This is a genomic window from Nitrospiria bacterium, assembly GCA_035498035.1.
GTDB lineage: Bacteria > Nitrospirota > Nitrospiria > JACQBZ01 > JACQBZ01 > JACQBZ01.
In genome coordinates, this window is the sequence record DATKAN010000034.1 from 26,429 (window position 1) to 46,101 (window position 19,673).

Annotated in this window: 17 protein-coding genes and 1 tRNA gene; 3 read left to right on the plus strand and 15 right to left on the minus strand. The window is 58.5% G+C overall.

What is annotated here, in order from left to right; translation table 11 throughout:
* Positions 1-3 precede the first annotated feature (3 nt).
* The 13 genes from VMN77_07045 to VMN77_07105 all read right to left on the minus strand — a co-directional run bounded on the left by VMN77_07045 (position 4) and on the right by VMN77_07105 (position 15,555).
* Positions 4-1,056, minus strand: a complete 1,053-nt coding sequence (locus VMN77_07045) for a J domain-containing protein (protein ID HTN43539.1) — start codon at positions 1,054-1,056, stop codon at positions 4-6.
* Positions 1,057-1,082: 26 nt separating this feature from the next.
* Positions 1,083-2,435: a cytochrome b N-terminal domain-containing protein gene (locus VMN77_07050; protein HTN43540.1), complete on the minus strand. Its 1,353-nt coding sequence runs from the start codon at positions 2,433-2,435 to the stop codon at positions 1,083-1,085.
* 2 nt (positions 2,436-2,437) lie between these two features.
* Complete coding sequence (locus VMN77_07055) at positions 2,438-2,890, minus strand: Rieske 2Fe-2S domain-containing protein (GenBank protein ID HTN43541.1); 453 nt, start codon at positions 2,888-2,890, stop codon at positions 2,438-2,440.
* 134 nt (positions 2,891-3,024) lie between these two features.
* Entirely contained in the window at positions 3,025-4,176 is a 1,152-nt protein-coding gene (hemW, locus tag VMN77_07060; protein HTN43542.1) for a radical SAM family heme chaperone HemW, read from the minus strand.
* A 69-nt stretch (positions 4,177-4,245) separates the two neighbouring features.
* Positions 4,246-6,108 carry an ATP-dependent zinc metalloprotease FtsH gene (gene ftsH, locus VMN77_07065; protein HTN43543.1) on the minus strand — a complete coding sequence of 621 codons (1,863 nt, stop codon included), beginning with the start codon at positions 6,106-6,108 and terminating at the stop codon, positions 4,246-4,248.
* Positions 6,109-6,218: 110 nt separating this feature from the next.
* The gene (locus tag VMN77_07070) at positions 6,219-8,105 is read right to left on the minus strand and encodes an APC family permease (protein ID HTN43544.1); all 1,887 of its coding nucleotides are present in this window, start codon (positions 8,103-8,105) and stop codon (positions 6,219-6,221) included.
* A 63-nt stretch (positions 8,106-8,168) separates the two neighbouring features.
* Complete coding sequence (locus VMN77_07075) at positions 8,169-9,449, minus strand: MFS transporter (GenBank protein ID HTN43545.1); 1,281 nt, start codon at positions 9,447-9,449, stop codon at positions 8,169-8,171.
* A gap of 586 nt (positions 9,450-10,035) precedes the next feature.
* Positions 10,036-10,422: a VanZ family protein gene (locus VMN77_07080; GenBank protein ID HTN43546.1), complete on the minus strand. Its 387-nt coding sequence runs from the start codon at positions 10,420-10,422 to the stop codon at positions 10,036-10,038.
* A gap of 94 nt (positions 10,423-10,516) precedes the next feature.
* Positions 10,517-11,071, minus strand: a complete 555-nt coding sequence (locus VMN77_07085) for a YbhB/YbcL family Raf kinase inhibitor-like protein (protein HTN43547.1) — start codon at positions 11,069-11,071, stop codon at positions 10,517-10,519.
* A 94-nt stretch (positions 11,072-11,165) separates the two neighbouring features.
* A complete protein-coding gene (locus tag VMN77_07090; protein ID HTN43548.1) occupies positions 11,166-11,984 on the minus strand; it encodes an ankyrin repeat domain-containing protein in 819 nt (272 codons plus the stop codon).
* Positions 11,985-12,075: 91 nt separating this feature from the next.
* Positions 12,076-13,788, minus strand: coding sequence for an AMP-binding protein (locus VMN77_07095; GenBank protein ID HTN43549.1), 1,713 nt, complete (start codon positions 13,786-13,788; stop codon positions 12,076-12,078).
* A gap of 918 nt (positions 13,789-14,706) precedes the next feature.
* Positions 14,707-15,057 carry a hypothetical protein gene (locus VMN77_07100; GenBank protein HTN43550.1) on the minus strand — a complete coding sequence of 117 codons (351 nt, stop codon included), beginning with the start codon at positions 15,055-15,057 and terminating at the stop codon, positions 14,707-14,709.
* 421 nt (positions 15,058-15,478) lie between these two features.
* A tRNA-Arg gene (locus VMN77_07105) sits at positions 15,479-15,555 on the minus strand.
* Positions 15,556-15,817: 262 nt separating this feature from the next.
* On the opposite strand from VMN77_07105, the gene VMN77_07110 reads away from it, so the two are divergent.
* Positions 15,818-16,270 (plus strand): NfeD family protein, encoded by a 453-nt coding sequence (locus VMN77_07110; GenBank protein ID HTN43551.1) that lies wholly within the window; start codon positions 15,818-15,820, stop codon positions 16,268-16,270.
* 18 nt (positions 16,271-16,288) lie between these two features.
* Positions 16,289-17,263 carry a stomatin-like protein gene (locus VMN77_07115; protein ID HTN43552.1) on the plus strand — a complete coding sequence of 325 codons (975 nt, stop codon included), beginning with the start codon at positions 16,289-16,291 and terminating at the stop codon, positions 17,261-17,263.
* 87 nt (positions 17,264-17,350) lie between these two features.
* Here the strand turns inward: VMN77_07115 and VMN77_07120 are convergent, their stop codons facing one another.
* Both VMN77_07120 and VMN77_07125 read right to left on the minus strand, forming a co-directional pair.
* Positions 17,351-17,716, minus strand: a complete 366-nt coding sequence (locus VMN77_07120; GenBank protein ID HTN43553.1) for a DUF3870 domain-containing protein — start codon at positions 17,714-17,716, stop codon at positions 17,351-17,353.
* A gap of 47 nt (positions 17,717-17,763) precedes the next feature.
* Positions 17,764-18,687: a class I fructose-bisphosphate aldolase gene (locus tag VMN77_07125; protein ID HTN43554.1), complete on the minus strand. Its 924-nt coding sequence runs from the start codon at positions 18,685-18,687 to the stop codon at positions 17,764-17,766.
* A gap of 179 nt (positions 18,688-18,866) precedes the next feature.
* On the opposite strand from VMN77_07125, the gene VMN77_07130 reads away from it, so the two are divergent.
* Positions 18,867-19,667, plus strand: coding sequence for a DUF4912 domain-containing protein (locus VMN77_07130; protein HTN43555.1), 801 nt, complete (start codon positions 18,867-18,869; stop codon positions 19,665-19,667).
* The last annotated feature ends 6 nt before the right edge of the window (positions 19,668-19,673 follow it).

Genomic DNA, 19,673 nt, shown 5'->3' on the forward strand with positions numbered 1-19,673 from the left:
CGCTCACTCCAGACCGTCCCGGATTTTTTTGTCCTCCCCGCGTTCGATCCTCAGCCGTCGGAGTTCGTTGAAAAGCTCCCGCTCCTTGGGGCTCAACCGATCCGGAACCATGATGCGTAGCTTGTAGTATAAATCGCCCATGCCCTCTCCCTGCGGCTTGGCCAGCCCTTTCTCCCTCAATCGAAGGCGCTGCCCCGATTGGCTGCCCGGAGGAACTTTCAAAAGAACCTTGTGATCCAATGTGGGAACGTTGATTTGGGCGCCCAGGGCCGCCTCATCCGTCCAGACGGGAAGGTCGGCTTCCAGATCGTACCCGTTGAGACGGAACAGACGGTGGGGAAGAACCTTGACCGCAAGGTACAGGTCCCCCGCCGGGGCGCCCTGCGCTCCTTTATCCCCCAGGCCGGCGAGTCGGATCTTCGAGCCTTCTTTAACGCCCTTGGGAATTTTAACGCGGACCTCCCGTTGTGTCCGGATCTGACCCCGTCCCCCGCAGGTTCCGCACGGCTGCGCGGAGGTGACGACCTGCCGCTTCCCCTGGCTGTAGGAAGAGGTCATGATCATCCCGCGGCCCTGGCATGTCGGGCAGGTTTCGGCCACGGAGAGATTCAACAATTTACGGGAGCCCCGATGGAGTTCTTCCAGGGACAATTCGATTTCCGATTGGAGATCCGCGCCCGGATGAGGACCCGCGGCGAACGGGCCGGTCTCGAATCCGGCCATCCGGTCTCCGAAAAACGTTGTAAAGAAATCACCGAGGTCGAAATTCTCGGTCGACCACTCGTATCCGGGGCGCGCGTATTGCCGCGCGTAATCGCGGTCCCGTTGAATCTGCTCCCAGTTTGAGCCGAGATCGTCATACTTCCGGCGCTTTTCGGAATCGCCGAGCACTTCATAGGCCTCATTGATCTCTTTAAAGCGCTCCTCGGCGGACTTGTTTCCCGGGTTAAGATCCGGATGGAATTCCCGGGCCAACTTCCGGTAGGCCTTCTTGATCTCGGACTCGGAGGCATTCTTGGCGATGCCCAGGATCTTATAGTAATCTTTATATTCCATCGAATGATTCGCGGGAGACCCGCGGTTTATTTGAGACTCAGCATATATCGCGTCAGATCGTCAAGTTCCGACGGAGACAAGGGAAAGGCCGGCATGATCGATCCCGGCGACACGGCTTGGGGATCCTTGAAATGACGGGTCAGCCAGTCCCGGTCCCGGGCTTTTCCCTCGTAGGAGAGGTCCGGCCCCACCGCCCCCCCCGATCCGTGAATGCGGTGACAGCCGTCGCATTGCAGTTTGGCGTACAGCTCCTGGCCTCTCACCACCGCGGGTTCGGTGATCGGGAGGGAGTAGATTTCCTGCAGCGAAACGGTCATCAGGCCGAACACTCCGACCAGGAATAAAACTCCGACGAGTATCGCCGTCAGCCGGCGAACCGGATTGCGCGCCGGGTTACGATCGATGAACGGCAGGAACATCAGGATCCCGTAAAAAATCGCGGGCAGAATCCAGGTGGCCAGGGGCTCGAGCGGGCCGTGAACGTATTTGAGCCCCTGATAGTAGAACAAAAAGTACCATTCCGGAATCGGCTTGAAGCTCGTGTCGGACGGGTTGGCCTTGTCGGCCAAGGGAAAGGGCAGGTAGATCGCCAGGGCCACCACGATCAGAAAGACCCCGCCCATCACGACGGCATCCATGAAGACCTGCCTCGGATAGAACGGCTCACCCGCGGTGCGGCGTCTCCGTTCGGTCCGGGCGGCGGCCCCCTTCGCGGCGGCCCTCCGCTCTTCGAACATGCCGGCCGGACCGACCCGTCTTAAAATAAACAGGTGAAGGGCAATCAGGCCGAGCGTCAGGAGGGGCAGGAATAGGATGTGCAGGGCAAAAAAACGCGTCAGGGTGAGGGCGCCCAGGTGATCCCCGCCCCGGATGATCCGAACCAGGGCGTCCCCGATCCACGGCACCGTTCCGACCATGTTGATCCCGATCTGGGTGGCCCAGTACGCCTTCTGATCCCAAGGCAGGAGGTAGCCGCTGAAGGCGAACGCAAGCGTCAGAAGGAACAACACGACGCCGACCATCCACATCACTTCCCGGGGAGGCTTGTAGGCCCCGTACAGATAGACCTGCAGCATGTGGAGCCCGATCGCCACGACCATGGCGCTGGCTCCCCAATGATGCAGTCCTCTCACGAAAGCCCCGAAGGTCACCGACGACATGATGAACTGTATGCTGTCGTAGGCGTGGTCCGGGGTCGGCGCATAATATATCGCCAGAAACATCCCGGTCAGGAGTTGAAGTGAGAAAAGAAACAGGGTGGCGCTTCCGAAGACATACACCCAGCTGGTCCCGCCGGGTATCGGCTCGTTGAGAAGCATTTCCCCGATGGGCCCGAGCCGCAGCCGCCGGTCCAACCACTGATAGACGGCTCGAAACATCGTCACAACTCGATTTGCTGGGGAGTGCCGGCCTTGAATTCTTTATAGATGACGAACAGGCGGTCGTTCTCCACCTTGACGGGGAGGCGATCCAAAGGACGCGGGGCCGGGCCGGCGATGACTTTTCCGTTCACGTCGAATATGCTTCCGTGGCATGGACACTTGAAGGTTTGATCGCCGGTATCCCAATGGTACCCGCATCCGAGGTGGGTGCAAAGGGGGGAAAAAACCGTGACCGCCCCGTCGGGCTGTCGCACCGCCCAGACCGATTTGGTCGCGGTGGTCTTCAGCCATCCGTCGTCGAGCGTCACGACATAGGAGAGTTCCCGTGGCACCCCGACCGCCAACTCGTCCGGGCTGCCGGCCTCGGCCCATCCCTGAACCCGCCGGTGAAAGGCCGGGGAGATCACATAGCCGACCAGAGGGATCGCAAGGATCGACCCGATCAAACCCATGATGGATCCCGTTATGCGAACGAGGAATGTCCGACGCTCCATCCCTGTAATCTCATGATGAGTGAACGAGAAGTAGTGTAACCCCTCGGCCGGCGGAAATCAAGAACGGCTGATGAAGACTATCGAAACCGGATCTACCGAACCGCGATGATCTCCTCGGCAATCCGGTCCCAAAGACGAAGGCCTTTGGACGAAAGCCGGACACGCGGAGGATCCAGGACTATCAACTCGTCCAGGCTCCATTTTTCCAGGGTTTGTTGAAGGCGTCCGGAGTCGGTCGATGGATACCGTCTCCGGATCTCATCCAGACGGATCCCGTCCGTTTTTCTCAGCCCGAAAATCAACGCCTCCCGGAACGCCAGGTCCGGGCCGATCGACTCGGATTCCTCGATCGCGTCGCCGCCCTTCTCAATGTCCCGAATGTAGTCGCCGATATTCTCCAGCTTGGAAAAACGGCGCCCCCCCATGTAGGAGTGGGCGCCGGGACCGAGGCCGAGGTACTCCTGCTGACCCCAGTACCCCAGATTATGGCGACAGGCATAACCGGGCCGAGCGTAGTTCGATACCTCGTAGTGACGGTAGCCCGCGCCGGCCAACTTCGCCCGCGTCCACTCGTCAAAGCGGATCTGCCGATCCTCGTCGGGCAACACCAGAAGACCGCGGTCATAATCCGCACCGAACCGTGTCCCCTCCTCGATGGTCAGGGCGTAGGCTGAAAGGTGCTCCGGGCCGAGGCCGATTGCCTCGTCCAAGGTCCGGTTCCAATCTTCAAGACGCTGGCCCGGAAGCGCATACATAAAGTCAAGATTCACGTTTTCGAATCCGGCCGCCCGCGCGCTTCCGTAGGCCTCCCTCGCAACACGCGAGGTGTGCGCGCGCCCGAGCCAGGCCAGCTCCTGATCGTGAAAGGACTGCACCCCGAGGCTCAGCCGGTTGACTCCTCCCGCCCTCAGGGCCGTTAATTTTTCCCGATCGACGGTCCCGGGATTGGCCTCCACGGTCATTTCGAGGGCTCCTCCAAAATAAAAATGACGGCGTGCATGATCCAAGACATCCAGGATCTGATCCGCATGAAATATGGACGGCGTCCCGCCCCCCATGTACACAGTGGCGATACGGCGTCCACGAATTTCGGGCCGGTCTCCGTACCGCGCGATCTCCTTTTTTAAGGCCGTAAGAAAACGAAGGCTCTGTGGCTTGTCGTAGCGGATCGAGTTGAAGGCGCAATAATGGCACTTGCTCCAGCAGTATGGAAAATGGAGGTAGAGGGAAAGGGGATCGTTCATGAAGTCAGTATACAACAACCGGGCGGGTCAAGCAAAAGAGAATCCGGCTTTCCGGACCTTCGAGCGGATTTAGTCGTGCGGCGGACGCGTCCGCGGCGAGACCTTGAATTGCGCGATGATCGCCCTCAACTCTTCTCCGGTGATCGTTTCTTTTTCTAGCAGCACCGAGGCCGCGTGGCGCAGGAGACCCTGCTGCTCCACCAGAATCTTCCGGACACGGGCGTACTGCTCGTCGATAATCCGGCGGATCTCGTCATCGATTTCCCGCGAGGTCTCATCGCTGTAATCCCCCGGCAATGAAGGCTGCCCGGTTTGGAGAAAAAGCGGCTGACGTTCCATGTCGAAGGTCACCTGCCCCAATTTTTCGCTCATGCCGTAGGTCTTCACCATGCTTTTGGCGATCTGGGTGGCTTTGAGAAGATCGTCCTGGGCCCCGGTCGAAACTTCATGGTAGACGACTTCTTCGGCGATCCGGCCGCCCAGCAACACGGCGATCTTGTTCTCCAGCTCCGATTTGGTCATCAAAAAGCGTTCCTCCGTGGGCAGCTGGAGGGTATATCCCAGTGCGGCGATCCCGCGAGGGATGATCGAGACCTTCTGGACCGAATCCGTCCCCGGGATCGAGAGCGTCACCAGGGCGTGCCCCACCTCGTGATGCGCAACCCGCTCTCGTTCGGCTTTATTGAGGACCCGGTTCTTTTTCTCCAACCCGGCGATGACCCGCTCCACCGCCTCCTGCAGCTCGGGAAGACCCACTGTGTCTTTTTTCCGCCTCACCGCGAGGAGCGCCGCCTCGTTGACGATGTTCGCCAGATCGGCCCCCACGAATCCGGGGGTCATGGAAGCAATCACTTCAAGGTCGGCGGCGGATTCCAGCGGGACATTCCGCGCGTGGATCTTTAGGATCGCCAATCGGCCGTTCTTGTCCGGCCGATCCACCAATACATGGCGGTCGAAACGACCCGCGCGCAGCAGGGCCGGATCCAGGATCTCCGGCCGGTTCGTCGCGGCCATCAGAATGACCCCCACGCGAGGGTCAAACCCGTCCATCTCGGACAGAAGCTGGTTCAAGGTCTGCTCCCGTTCCTCATGCGCCATGGGGCCGATCCCGCGGGCCTTGCCCAGCGCATCGAGCTCGTCGATGAAAATGATGCAGGGGGCCTTCTCCTTGGCCTGCGTAAACAAATCCCGAACGCGCGCGGCGCCGACGCCCACGAACAATTCGACAAACTCCGAACCGCTGATCGAAAAGAAAGTCACCCCGGCTTCACCGGCCACGGCGCGCGCCAGCAGCGTCTTGCCGGTTCCCGGAGGCCCCACCAGCAGGATGCCTTTTGGAATCTTTCCGCCCAGGCGGCCGAATTTTTCGGGGGTCTTTAGGAACTCGATCACCTCCTGCAATTCAATCTTGGCCTCGTCCACGCCGGCCACATCGTTGAACGTGACCTTGACCTCCTTTTCCATGTAGATCTTGGCCTTGCTCTGACCGACCGTCATAAATCCGCCCTGACCCTGACCCAGCCGTCTCATGAGGAAGAGCCAGACCCCGAAGAAAAGCGCGATCGGGACGATCCAGGACAGCAACTGCTTCAAAAAGGTGCTTTCGATCACGCCGACCACCTTGACATGGCCGGCCATAAGATCCCGGACCAGTTCGGGGTCCTCGACACGCACCGTGTCGAAGACCCGGCCCTTGGCTTCCCCCCCGACCTCGGGTTTCATTTGGCCATGAATGACGACCGAGGCGATCGAGACCTCGGCCACCTTGCCGGCGGCCACCGCGTCCTTAAACTCGCTGTAGGAAATTTCGGTCGGGTTGAAAATGGGGGCCACAAAGAGCTGAAAAAGGGTCAGAAGCCACAGGGCCACCACGATATACCAGATTGAAAATTTCCAACGTTTGGTATCCATCTCGGGTATCTTGCTCGGCATGGGGGTGTTTCAGGCCTCCCGGCCCTTCGACGTTCTTTGTTCTCAAGTTAGCAGGTCGGCGGTCTCGCTGTCAATGCACGGAGGCCTCGGATTAAAAGCGGTCCCGCGGATCACCGGCTCAGGTGGTACGGAACGCTCGTGACCACCACGTCCTTATGGAACAGCAGCGCGCCCTTGAGCAGGAGCGCGGTTTGGTTGTGGAGCAGGTGATGCCACCACCGCCGAGGGACAAACTCGGGAAGAACGACGAAGACGAAGCCGTCGCCCTGCTCCTTTTGGACCCGGTCGATATAATCCAGCAACGGACCGGTCACCGAACGATACGGCGAGTCGAGGATCACCAGATCGATTCCCGGATTCCAGCGCTTCCACATCGATTCCATCCGTTCCACCGCGGACGCATCGGTGTTGACATAGACGGCCCGGACCTTCGTCGAGATGGATCGGGCAAATTCCAGGGCCGTCAGTACCGGCTGCGTGATCCCGGAAATGGGGACCAGCACGGTATGAACGACAAGCCGAGGGGGCTCCGTCGGGCGCACGCTCAGCTGACGCTCGACCAGCTGATAGTGGAAGCGAATGCGACGAAACATCGAGACCAACACCGGAATGATCACCAGCACCACCCACGCCCCATGGATGAACTTGGTCATCGCGATCACGATCAGGACGGTTCCGGTCGCGAGCGCCCCGAAGCCGTTGACCGCGGCCCGCCATCGCCATCCCGGGTCCCGACGCCGAAACCACCGGACCAGCATCCCCAGCTGCGACAACGTGAACGCGAGAAACACCCCCACCGCATACAGGGGAATCAGGGCGTGGGTGTCGGCGCCAAAGAGAATCAGCAGCACGGCCGCCATTCCTCCGAGAAGAAGTATCCCGTTGGAGAAAACGAGGCGATCGCCCAGATGGGCCAGCTGCTGGGGCAGAAAGCGATCCTGGCCGAGCAACGAGGCCAGGCGGGGAAACCCGGTGAAGCTGGTATTGGCCGCGAGCAACAGGATGATCGCGGTCGTCACCTGGACGAAATGGTACTCGAGGGGGGATCCGAGAACCGCCCGGCTGAGTTGGGAGAGAACGGTCTCCTCCGGACGCGGACGGATTCCGTAGTCGAGCGCCAGAAAGGTGACGCCCAGGAACAGCGTTCCCAGCGTCGCCCCCAGCAGGATCAGGGTTCTTCCGGCATTCCGGGTCGGAGGATCACGAAAAGCGGGAACGGCGTTCGCAATCGCTTCCACCCCGGTCAGCGCCACGCTCCCGGAGGAGAACGCCCGGAGAATCACCCACCAGCCCACGGCCGACGCCGCTTCGGAGGGAATGACGGGGGCGACGAGATCGGTCACGGTCCGCCCGTGCCGGATCAGCTCGAGTACGCCGCTTCCGACGACCCAAACGACGCTGAAGATGAAAAAGTAGGTCGGCAGCGAGAAATAGGCACCCGCTTCCCGGACGCCCCGCAGGTTTCCGAGCGTGATCAACAACACGAATGCGAGCGCCATCGTCACGCGATGTTCATATAGGCCCGGATAGGCCGAGACGATCGCGGCCACCCCCGCCGCCACGCTCACCGCCACGGTCAAGACGTAATCGACGACCAGGGCCGCGGCCGCGATCAGCGCGGGGTGGAGCCCCAGGTTCTCCCGGGCCACGTTGTAAGCTCCGCCGCCCGCGGGATAGGCGTGAACGGTCTGATAGTACGAGGTGAGAACGATCATGAGGAGGAGGGCGATCACGACCGCGATGGGCGCCCCGAAGGACACGGCGGCCGCCTCCACTCCGAAAAGAACCAGCAACATCTCCTCCGTCGCATACGCGATCGAGGAGATCGCATCCGACGCAAAGGCCCCCAGCCCCACGAGAACCGATACGCGTTCTCTTTTGGCATGGATGCTTCGGAGCGGATGGCCGACCAGAAAACGCTTGAAGCGGGTCAGCGGAGTTTCCCGGGAAGGCGGATACGGCATTCTTGGATCGAACGAATGGGGCATTCGGCTCATCGGCTCCCACCCCTCCTGCTCCGTCGTTCTGAAATATCCCGTCTTCCATTGTTCAAAACCCAATCAAACGGGTTCATCATATACAACCCCCAGCCAGAGGAGACTTCCCAAAAAGGCCGCGGCGGCCGCCACGGCCAAGGCCGCCGGCCACCCCCACGCCTCGCCGATCATCGGGGTCAGCGTCGGCGAAAGGGTCCCGCCCAAATTGGCCCCCATGTTCATCAGGCCGGACAGGGCCCCGGAATGCCTGTGGGACAGATCGATCGTGCTGGCCCAATACGCGCCCACCGTTGAATAAAGGATCCCGGCGCCGAGCGAAAGCAGGACGATCGCGATGTAAGGATCCCGGGCCATGGCCCCGGCGAAAATCAACAACCCGGTCAGGAGCATCCCGGCACCTCCGACGCCGGCCCGCCCTTTTCGTCGGCCGTACTTCTGCGTCAGCGCGTCGCTCACCCACCCGCCCAAGGGGCAGAAGAGGGCCATGGCGATGAATGGTCCGCTGGCCCAAAACGACCCTTGCAGAACCGTGAAATGACGCACATTCACCAAATAAAGAAAAAACCAGGAAAGATAAATATAGGCGATATAACCCAGCATCGTATAGCTGAGCGTGAGAAACCAGACCGATCGAATTTTTAACAAGGCGGCCATGGAGGGCTTGGAGGAAGAAGGGGTTTGAGATTCTCCGGCGCTCCGGGTGATCCAGTCCAACTCCCGCTGATCGACCCCGGGATGCTCACGAGGATGGTCCCGGGAAAAAAGATACCACCCCGCCGCGACGAGCAGGCCGATGCAGCCGGTCACGTAAAAGGCCGTTTTCCATCCGTACCGGATCATCAGCCAGGCGACCAGGGGCGGCGTCACGGCCGAGCCCAACCCGATCCCCCCGATTGATACCCCCATGCCCAAGCCCCGTTCGGAAGGCGCCAACCAGTTCGCCACGGTTCGATTGAAATTCGGAAGGGCCGCCGCTTCGCCGACCCCGATGAGAAACCGGATCAGGAGCAAGGAACCCAAGACGCCGAGCCATGCGCTGAAAAACAGACGATCGGCCTCGGCCGTCAGTACGGTGAAAAGAGACCACCAGAACACGGCCAAGGTCAAAACGCTCCGGGCCCCCCATTTATCGCCCAGCCAGCCTCCCGGGATTTGAAAAAGGGCGTATCCCAGGACAAAGGACGAGAAAACGGCGCCCATCTGGACGGAGGACAGACCGAACACCGGCATCAGCTCTTTTCCCGCGACCGAGATGTTGACACGGTCCATATAGGTGACCACGCTGATCAGAAAGAGCAACCCAAGAATCTGCCAGCGGACGCGACTTCGCCTATTTTCCACCATTCCGTTGTATCGTCACCAGGTTAAACAGACCGTTATTCTATCCAACACGGTCCGGTCCTGTCAAAGACAAGGGATAAATTTTCCCCATAGGGTACCGGAACTTGAATATTCCGGACCGCGATTGAACCTTTCGAAGGTGACTGTTGATGGATTTTTTTGGGGAGGGTTGGGATTTTAATGGCGGGTCATCCGGGGCCGGACGTGAGCTGCAAGACGCGGCGTACCGCGAAGCTCGCACGCTACGGTAAATTTGCAGATAGCCACCGCACTCTTGTCCGGTTACTTTACTGTATTTGAGCCCATGGCGGCTCTCACGCTTGAGACCTTTCGGTACATCCAATAATAGAAACAGATCCAATCAAGCGACAGGCGGTATCGGACCCGGTCATAAAGGCTCATGGCCTACTCCCTTCTTACGAAAAACGAAACAATTTGGGAAAGCGGATCGTACGCTATCTGCGTTATAGGAAAATTTACCCCTGAAAAATCCGGGGGTCAATAACCCTTTAGTGGGTTTCTTCGAACCGGAGGGATAAAATCATGAAGGCGGATATACCGAACCGCCTGAATGGAAGGAATACCACCCTTAAGGGGTGTCCGGCTTCCTTTTATTCCAAAGGACCCAGACCCAAGAGACCAAAATAGCGCCCCCCCCGTCGGCCAGGACATCGAATACTTCGGAGTCCCGATGCGGGACAAAGGACTGGTGAAACTCGTCCGAGGCCCCGTAAGCCACCGCGATCAACACGGCCGATACCGCGATGGCCGGCGAAACGGCGCGGGGAAAGGCTTTTCGCAAGGCCCGCAACAATAAAAAACAGAACAGGGCGTATTCGGTCGCGTGCGCGAACTTGTCCCATTGCGGAAACGGGCCTTGGCCTATGAAATCCAAGGATTGGGAGGAAAGGATGAAGATCATCCCGGCGTACAACAGGACGGGCCCCCAGACAGTCCAAAAGGCTTTAAAATCCAAGCGACGAATAGGCCAGCCCCCTGCCGGATCCGGATGGGCCGGTCCCGCCGCGGTCCAGTGAAGGAATTTTCATGGAAGGCTCGATCGCCTCCGGTCAACGGCCGTAACGAGCCAAGAGCTTGGCTTTGGCCAAAGCATTCTGATTCAAGTAGTAACCCACCATCGCCCCGCTCGCGTCTTCTTTGAGCGGCAACTGATCCACTTTCAAAGCGTACACGGTAAAAATATAACGATGGGGCTTATCACCCGCCGGCGGACAGGGACCGCCGTAGCCCGGCTGGCCATAATCGGTCTTGCTCTGAACACTGCCTTGAGGCGCCAACCCGCTGTCCGGCTTTCCGGCATTGGCGGAAAGTTTGTTGACCGAGGGTGGAATATTGAAGATGATCCAATGCCACCAACCGCTTCCGGTCGGCGCATCCGGATCATACACAGTGACCGCAAAGCTTTTGGTATCCTTGGGGGCATTCTGCCATTGGAGTTCCGGAGAAACATTGCCCCCCGTGCAGCCAAAACCGTTGAAGACCTGTTCGTTCGCGACCTTCCCATTGTCTTTGACCACCGGGCTGCTTAAATGAAAACCCGCCGCAAAACATGGAACGGCGATGAGAACAAAAAACAAGGTTAACGCAATTCGAGTCATCTTCATCTCCTTTCGTCGATTGAACATAATGGGTTAAGATTCCCTTATTTGGCTCGAAGGCCCGCCGTTTGAAAATCATGCCCGATGAAACGGAGGTGACTTATTCCTTCGCCCCGGCCTGCCGCAGCAGGTTCGCGACGACCGCATGGTCTTTTCGCGTCGCACGCGTGAGGGCCGTCATCCCCCCGTCGTCCTTCACGTTAACGTCCGCGCCGTGGACCAGGAGGATTTTCACGGTTTCCGTCTGGCCCTGATCCGCGGCCAGGATCAAGGCGGTCGCTCCTCGATGGTTTTTCGCCTGGACGTCCGCGCCGGCCGCCAGCAATAGGTTCACGGCGTCGGATTGTCCTTTCATCGCGGCCCACATCAAGGGCGTCGTGCCGTCGCCGCCTCGTTCATTCGGATCGGCCCCCCGACCCAGCAAAACCTTCACGGTTTCGGGGTAGCCGCTCTGGACGGTGTAGATCAGGGCCGTCGACCCCTGCCTGTTTTTGGCGTGGACGTCCGCGCCGGCCGCCAGCAGGATTTTCACGACATCGGCGTGGCCGTTGAGGGCCGCGTACATCAAGGCGGTCGTTCCGAACGCATCGGTCGTTTCCACCCCCGCCTTCCGGTCCAACAAAACGTGAACAGTATCGGCGTGGCCGTTCTCGGACGCCCACATCAAGGCGGTCGTGCCGTTTTCGTCCTTCGCCTCGATCTCCGCCCCCCGATCCAGCAGGCGCTTCACGGCATCGGTCTCACCGTCTCCCGCCGCCAGGATCAAGGGGGTTGCGCCCCCCTTCTCGGCGGCTCCGTGTTCTTGACTCGGCGCGGCCTCCGGAATACCGAAGAGGATGAAAACGGCCATGATGAGCGTGCGTGCGATGGTCCTCTTCCTCCTGATCAACAAAAAACGACGAAGTCGGGTTCGACTCATTCTATCCAACAGAAACCGACCCTGTCAAAGAATTACGTCCTACGCCGGGCACCCATCGCGGCTTACGGTTGCATCCGCAACGGGGAGTCCCTCACGGGGCCGACCGGCCCCGGAGCTTTTCGATGGCGATCTCCCGCATCCGGAATTTCTGAATTTTCCCGGTGACGGTCATCGGGAACTCCTCCACGAACCATATATAGTGCGGGATTTTAAAATGGGCGATTTTTCCCTTGCAGAACTCCCGGATGTCATCCCCGGTAGCGGTCTCGCCCGGATGGAGCTGAATCCAAGCGGCCACTTGTTCGCCGAAATATTCGTCCGGGACGCCGAAAACGGCCGCTTCAGCCACTTTGGGATGCGTGAAAAGGTAGTCCTCGATTTCCCGCGGGAAAATCTTCTCCCCGCCGCGAATGATCATTTCCTTCAACCGGCCGGTGATCCGGACGTAACCCTCCGCGTCCATCGTCCCAAGATCGCCGGAATGAAGCCAGCCCTGTGGGTCGATGGCCTTCCGGGTGGCCTCCTCGTCGCCATAATACCCCCTCATGACATGATAGCCGCGAAAACAGATTTCACCGACCCGACCGAGCGGCACGGTTTGTCCCGTGGACAGATCCACGACCTTGACCTCCTGATGCGGCAGGTTCTTTCCAACGGTCTCGGTGCGGCGTTCCGGGGTATCCTCCCGTGTCGCGATATGGGTGATCGGGGACGACTCGGTCTCTCCGTAGGCGATCAGCATCTCAGGGCAATGCATCTCCTCCATCACCCGCTTCATGATCGCCGGGGGGCAGGGCGCGCCGGCCATGACGCCCGTTCGAAGCGTCGAAAGATCGAACTCCCGGAATCGGGGGTGTTCCAGCTCGGCGATGAACATCGTGGGCACGCCGTGGAGGGCGGTGGCCTTTTCTCGCTCAACGGCTTGCAGGACCTGCCCCGGATCGAAATGCTCGCACGGGATGACGAGGCAGGCCCCGACCGACAGGCACATCAGGGTGGACACCACCATGCCGAAGCAATGGTAAAACGGCACGGGGACGACCAAGCGGTCCGTCTCCGTGAAATGAAGGGCCTGGGCGGTGAAGTAGGCGTTGTTCAGAATGTTGTGATGCGTTAGAACGACGGCCTTGGGAAAACCGGTCGTGCCCGACGTGTACTGGATATTGATGGGATCGTCCCGATCCAACAGGGCCGTCATCGCCCGGAGCCTGTCCTCCGTGACCGGACCGCCGGCGGTGAGCGCATCCCGCCAGGTGAGAAACCCGGCCCGCGGACGTTCCGTTCGATCCGGCGCCGCCGGATTGTAGACAACGACTTGACGAAGGGCGGGAAAGGCCTTGCTCTTCCATTGGCCCGGGGCACCGTCTTTGAGTTCCGGGATGAGCTCGACGAGCATCGCGATGTAGTCGCTGGTGCGAAAGCTTGGGATCACGAAGAGACACTGCACCTCCGAGCGTTGCAGCGCGTACGCGACTTCCCGGGAGCGGTAGGCCGGATTGATATTGACCAGGACGGCGCCGATGCGCGCGGTCGCCAGCTGCAAGAGGAGCCACTCGATGTTGTCCGTGGACCAGATCGCGATGCGATCCCCTTTGCCAAACCCCATTCCGATAAGCCCGCGCGCCAGGAGATCGATCGCACGCGCCAACTGCGCATAGGTCAATCGACGGTTCTGATGGACCGAGACCACCGCTTCCTGATCCGGAAACCGTCCCGCCACTTCGGCGAAGTGTTCCGGGATCGTCGCGCCGAGCAGCGGCTCGAGACCGCCGCGATGAAAATAGCTGGTTTGGGTGTGGGTCATAATTATCGCGACCGGGTATTTTCCTTATTCACGATTCAATATTTACCAAAATTTCCCGCATAGAAAGTAAATCGTAAATTGTAAATAGGGAAAATTTCCCTGGCGGGAAATTTTTTGCCCCCCCGGGGGGGGATTTGAACACCCGGCCAACGGTTTAGGAAACCAAAAAAGCCAGTTGGGACCAATAAACACCAAGTACCATTAAATACTATAGACGCTTGGTATGTCAATGGGTTAAGTGGAATTTCATCGTGATAGATTGTGATTGGATGTTACCACTAGCCGGGACTAAACTGGGGACCGAACCGTGACAAAAACCGTGACTTAAAACCGGGGGGAATAGGGGAAGGAATCCCTCCTTAGGGAATCTAAAAACGTGCGATTCACCCCTAAAACAAAATGGACGATAAATTCTCCGTTACTGGTGTTATTGCTTACGTTATCGTCTTGCGCTTATCCTGTCCCTATTGAAGATGCCGGTTACCCTAAGCTCGATGCAACAAACGCAGAAGGTAACGCTTATTTTAAATCGCGCGAACAACCCAGGGGGCACTGGCAATATAAACTAATTTCAATGAGAGTAACAGAAACTGGCGAAGAAACCGGTTACCTTTATTACTGGGTCGGTTCCTCCAATGTGTCCATCTGGAAGATGATTTTCAGAAATGATAAGCTCATCTCACATGAATTAGTACCGCCTGCTGACCTAGGCTCCCGAACAAACTTCCGTTCTCAGGGTCAATCTCTAGATTGATTCTTCCGGGAATAAGTTCAACGGATCAATTCATCGACCTCTTGAGCCGTCATTTTCATTGATCGTCCCTCTTTAAAATGCTTTTTCTATAGTGCCTTCCAGAGTATCTTTCCATTCTTGTCAAACAGAACCAGGGATGAGGATCGAATAAGCCAAGGCCCGGATCACCGGTCTCCCCCATACTCTGGACGCAGGATAGGGTGAGGTTTGCGGTTCTTGTCGGGCAAGGCAGAGACTGGACTACCGCTCCCATTCAGATTCAGGCTAGTGTGAGGTTTGCCGTCCTTGTCGACGAGTATGAGGGCTGGGCCATCATCCGCCACATCCAGGATGGCCCGATCCCTCCCGTTCTTGTCGACCAGAACGAACTTTTGCGCCCTGACCTCTTTTTGCGGCGTGGGATTATCACTCGCGAGAACCGTTTGTCCGCCCCAGAAGGCCATGAACAAACCCAGGGTAGCCAGCGATGATGTTAAAGATACCCCGACAATCAGCCAAAGTTCCTTTCGATTCATGGCAACTACCTCCTCCTTTTTCAGTTCGCCCTAATCCAAAATATTCGTAATCGATGGCATTCAGGATTGGTTCATTGAATAACCCTTACTTGTTTGTGTCATGCCGGACCTGTAATCTCCTTACTTCCGACAAATCTTCCTTCTTTTTCAAAAGACCCTTAGTATGGAGAAGATTGACAAGAGCTTCTTGGGTATAGATCAGAGATCCTAAAATTTCATTTAGCGATGCAACTTCTTTACCCTCATTTTTTTGGCCACGCGGTCTCCTTGTAATTGTTATTTCCCTTTATAAACCTCCGCATGATCCTTATGGGTCTTCCAATTTTCCTTTTATTGGACCAAACCGGGAGTCTAACCGTGACCAAAACCGGAAAAATTGAGGAGTCCGAAAATGATGATGTTGCACAATTCGTTGAAAACTTGGTGCCCCCGGGGTGATTTGAACACCCGGCCAACGGTTTAGGAAACCGCTGCTCTATCCAACTGAGCTACGGGGGCAAAAATGTTCGCAGGGGCGGTTTGCGAACCGCCCCTACCGTTTTAATCTGTCATTGAATAAGGAGACAAAAAAATCCGTACTGGATGATACCCTGATCTAGGGATGGAATCAAGAAGGGAGATGAGCACAAGGCGCTTGATTTCAAGGCTAAGGCACAGCCAAGTTGTTTGGCCCCATTCCATATACCACACTTGACATAATCGATGGGAGAACATACACTTCTGGCGTAGATCCAGGACAATCACGGTGACGTAACAACCTATGAGCGCCTATCTCACACCGGCCATTATATGGCTCAGTCTCGGAGTGCTTCTCCTGATCATTGAGGTCGCGACCAGCGGCTTTTGGATGGGATTTTTCGGGGCCGGCGCGCTGATAACCTCCTTGGCCGTCTGGATCGGTGTTACCGAAGGAATTGACACCCAGATCGCCATCTTTCTGGTGACCTCCATCCTGCTTCTTTTAGCCCTGCGTGGACCGCTCACCCGCTGGTTGAACCGCGGGGCGCCTTCAACAACATTTGGCGATACAGGCCAGGCCGCAGTGGTCGTGCAGGAGATTCCTGCGGGCGGGATGGGGCGAGTTTCCTATCAGGGAAGTACTTGGGATGCGGAATCCGATCGGGGCCAAGCCATCCCGCGCGACACTCGAGTTCGGATTGTGCGTCAAAAAGGGATCCGGCTCTACGTGCGGGCCGATCATGCATCTTCATAATCTTCAGCGGGAGATCGGATGGAACCCATGGGAATACCAATCAATGTAGCCTGGCTTCTTCTTATCGCGCTCGCCATTTTGCTCTATGCGCTCGGCGTCCGTATCGTGCCCCAGCAAAGCGCATTCATCGTGGAACGACTGGGGCGGTATCACGCGACGCTCGCAGCCGGCCTGAATTTCATCGTGCCCTTCATCGATCATGTCAGCTACCGTCACACCTTAAAGGAACAGGCCATCGATATTCCGGAACAGATCTGTATTACCAAGGATAATGTCCAGGTCGGCGTGGATGGCGTGCTTTTCCTTCGCGTCATCGACGCCCAAAAGGCGTCGTACGGCATCACGAATTATCAATTTGCCATCACGCAGTTGGCGCAGACAACGCTTCGGAGCGAAGTGGGAAAAATTCCACTGGATCGGACCTTCGAGGAACGAAGCACCATTAACGCGCTGGTGGTCACCGAATTGGATAAAGCGACCGAGCCCTGGGGTGTGAAGGTCCTCCGATACGAGATTAAAAACATCAAACCTCCCGATGACGTCTTAAGCGCCATGGAGAAACAGATGCGGGCCGAACGCGAGAAGCGGGCGGTGATCTTAACCTCCGAAGGAGAACGGGACGCGAAAATCAATCAGGCGGAAGGTCAAAAGCAACAGGTCATCAAACAATCGGAGGCTACAAAGCAGCAACAAATCAATGTGGCCCAGGGCCAGGCGGAGGCGATCCGAGAAGTCGCCGAAGCGACCGCTCAGGCCGTGCGCCAGGTTGCGGCGGCCATTTCAAGCCCGGGCGGGCTGGAGGCGATCAACCTCCGCGTGGCCGAGCAATGGGTCTCTCAATTCGGCAATGTGGCCAAGACGGGAAATACGTTGATCCTGCCGGCCAATTTCGGCGACATGGCTTCGTTAATTGCCGCGGCGATGACGACGATCAAATCCACCACTCCTGATGGGCAGGGGCCGGAACAGCCAGGCCCGAAGCGCGCGTCATAGGAATAAGCATATCCAGCTGAAATATTTTCGCGTTACAGGAATGGAATCGATCAGGGAATTCGGCGGGGCGAGGGGCGATTTTGCGGTCTATCGATTGTAGGGATCCGGACTGGAAGAAAAGACGGGCTTCGGCAACTGGGACTCCCGGTATTCCCGAATCATGTCCTTGACCGCGACGATCACGGCCTTCTTGGTTCGATGGAACAGTTGCTGTTCGATCGCGTTCAGCAGGTCGTGATAATCGTCCTTCAGAGACATGCCGACCATCATCGGCTTGAGCAACTTCAAAATCAAAGGCACGTTGGGATCGATTTCAACTTCCAACACCTTTCCGGTCGCCGCGTCCACCTCCGCGATCACCTGAAATACCTCGGCATCGGTGAACTCCTTCGGAAGCCGGGCCATTCCCCCGAAAATCATCGAAGTCCCTTTGGTCGTCCCTTTGGTTGGCATGGACCGATTATACGATGAAGCCATATCGAAATCAAGAGGGAGACGGATTACTGAATCTCCCCCTTGTAAATCTTCATGATCGTCTGGAGAAATTTGAGCGCGGCCGGCTTGGGACGCTGGAACGAGTTGCGGCCGATGATCGATCCGAAGCCCCCGCCGTCGCGGATCGCGCGGGCCTCGTTGAAGACGCGTTCATCGTCCTCCTTGGCGCCCCCGGAGAAGATCACGATGCGCCGGCCCTCGAAGGAGCTTTGGACGACGTGACGGACGCGGTCGGCCAGCGTCTTGATCGGGATGCCCTGGGCCTCGTAAACCTTCTTGGCCGCGGCCTGTTCGAGATGATCCGTCGGGAGTTTCACTTTAATAATGTTCGCGCCCAGCTGCGCCGCGATCTGGGCCGCGTAGGCCACCACATCGACCGCGGTCTCGCCCTCCTTTGAAAGGCTCGAGCCGCGCGGATAAGACCAGACCACGACGGCCAGGCCGTTGGCCTTGGCCTCCTCGGCGATTCCGCGGAGCTGCTCGTACATCGTCTGACATCGGGACGACCCGGGATAGATCGTGAATCCGACCGCGGAGCATCCCAGCCGAAGCGCATCGCGGACGGAAGCCGTCTGCGAGGGGAGCGGGTCCTTCTCATCGTGGAGGGTGTCGTGATTGTTGACCTTGAGGATCAACGGGATCTCGCCCGCGAACCTCGCCGCGCCGGCCTCGATAAAGCCCAGGGGCGCCGCGTAGGCGTTGCAGCCGGCCTCGATCGCCAGGTCGAAATGATACGACGGATCGTAGGCCGGCGGATTGGTCGCGAAGCTCCGGGCCGGGCCGTGCTCAAAACCCTGATCCACCGGAAGGATCACCAGTTTGCCGGTGCCGCCGAGCGTGCCGTGGCGCAGGATGCGCGCCAGGTTGGTCCGGACCCCCGGACTCTCGCTGTCATACCCGCTCAGAATCTCACGAACACGGTCCTTCATACCCCCCTCCGCTCTTTCCGGTTTGAACGACGGATCTGTACGCCTTCGTTTATAACAAACTCCCGAAGAACTGTCAATCAAAGGCGGCGGTAGCGCGATCCTGCCTTGACATCTGGATCGGATTCGGGTTAGATTCCCGTGGGTCGATTTCAACCTGTTCAAATGGAGCTGCGGACGCCATGAAACCCTCCCGTCGAAAGCCGGCCTCCAAAACCTCCCGGAAAGTTTTTCGTCTCCGGCCGGAAAGCCGCCGCGCCGAACTGTTGTCCCTGGCGAAATCGTACGGGATCAAGGGGCTGCACCGGATGAACAAGCCCCAGTTGATCCAGGCGATCCAGTCCCATCAGAAAAAATCCCGCGTGACCCGTGCGGTGCCGGCGCGCGCCCATCCGCCGCCGGCCGCCGCCCGCCCGAAACAAAGCTACGACGATCTCCCGTGGTCGTACGGCGAGACCGAGCTGGTCCTGATGCCCGTCGATCCCTTCCAGGTTTACGCCTATTGGGATTTCTCTCCGGAGGACTGGAACGCGGTTCTCGCCCGGAAACAGCGGGTTGTCCTCCGGGTTTACGACGTCACGATGATCCGGTTCGACGGTTCGAACGCCCATTCGTTTTTCGACGTCCCCGTCGCGCTCGAAGCGCAGAACTGGTACGTCAATCTCTGGAGCGCCGAAAAATCCCTCTGCGCCGAGCTCGGCTGGATGCTCCCAGACGCTTCGTTCCAGCGCATCGTCCGTTCCAATTTCATCCAGACCCCTCGCGCGGGGGTCTCGATCTATGAGGACGCCCGCTGGGTCGAGATCCGGTGGACCCGTCGGCGGCCGGCCCGGTTCATCCGACGGAAAAGACCCGGACCCCGTTTACGGCCCGCTTTCTGGCCCCCTTTGGAGGCCGGGGCGGCCGGGATTACAAGCGCGACGGCCGAAGAATTCTCGTCCCGTTTGATCGGGATGAAACCTCCCCTGAAGCGGCCGGCCTGACCGACG

Coding starts and splice junctions, on each gene's coding strand:
- VMN77_07130 (HTN43555.1), top strand. CDS start 18,867: ATGAAACCCTCCCGTCGAAAGCCGGCCTCCAAAACCTCCCGGAAAGTT.
- VMN77_07050 (HTN43540.1), bottom strand. CDS start 2,435: ATGTTTCGAGCCGTCTATCAGTGGTTGGACCGGCGGCTGCGGCTCGGG.
- VMN77_07055 (HTN43541.1), bottom strand. CDS start 2,890: ATGGGTTTGATCGGGTCGATCCTTGCGATCCCTCTGGTCGGCTATGTG.
- ftsH (HTN43543.1), bottom strand. CDS start 6,108: ATGCCGAGCAAGATACCCGAGATGGATACCAAACGTTGGAAATTTTCA.
- VMN77_07085 (HTN43547.1), bottom strand. CDS start 11,071: ATGAAGATGACTCGAATTGCGTTAACCTTGTTTTTTGTTCTCATCGCC.
- VMN77_07045 (HTN43539.1), bottom strand. CDS start 1,056: ATGGAATATAAAGATTACTATAAGATCCTGGGCATCGCCAAGAATGCC.
- VMN77_07070 (HTN43544.1), bottom strand. CDS start 8,105: ATGAGCCGAATGCCCCATTCGTTCGATCCAAGAATGCCGTATCCGCCT.
- VMN77_07100 (HTN43550.1), bottom strand. CDS start 15,057: ATGAATCGAAAGGAACTTTGGCTGATTGTCGGGGTATCTTTAACATCA.
- hemW (HTN43542.1), bottom strand. CDS start 4,176: ATGAACGATCCCCTTTCCCTCTACCTCCATTTTCCATACTGCTGGAGC.
- VMN77_07110 (HTN43551.1), top strand. CDS start 15,818: ATGAGCGCCTATCTCACACCGGCCATTATATGGCTCAGTCTCGGAGTG.
- VMN77_07115 (HTN43552.1), top strand. CDS start 16,289: ATGGAACCCATGGGAATACCAATCAATGTAGCCTGGCTTCTTCTTATC.
- VMN77_07120 (HTN43553.1), bottom strand. CDS start 17,716: ATGCCAACCAAAGGGACGACCAAAGGGACTTCGATGATTTTCGGGGGA.
- VMN77_07090 (HTN43548.1), bottom strand. CDS start 11,984: ATGAGTCGAACCCGACTTCGTCGTTTTTTGTTGATCAGGAGGAAGAGG.
- VMN77_07125 (HTN43554.1), bottom strand. CDS start 18,687: ATGAAGGACCGTGTTCGTGAGATTCTGAGCGGGTATGACAGCGAGAGT.
- VMN77_07075 (HTN43545.1), bottom strand. CDS start 9,449: ATGGTGGAAAATAGGCGAAGTCGCGTCCGCTGGCAGATTCTTGGGTTG.
- VMN77_07095 (HTN43549.1), bottom strand. CDS start 13,788: ATGACCCACACCCAAACCAGCTATTTTCATCGCGGCGGTCTCGAGCCG.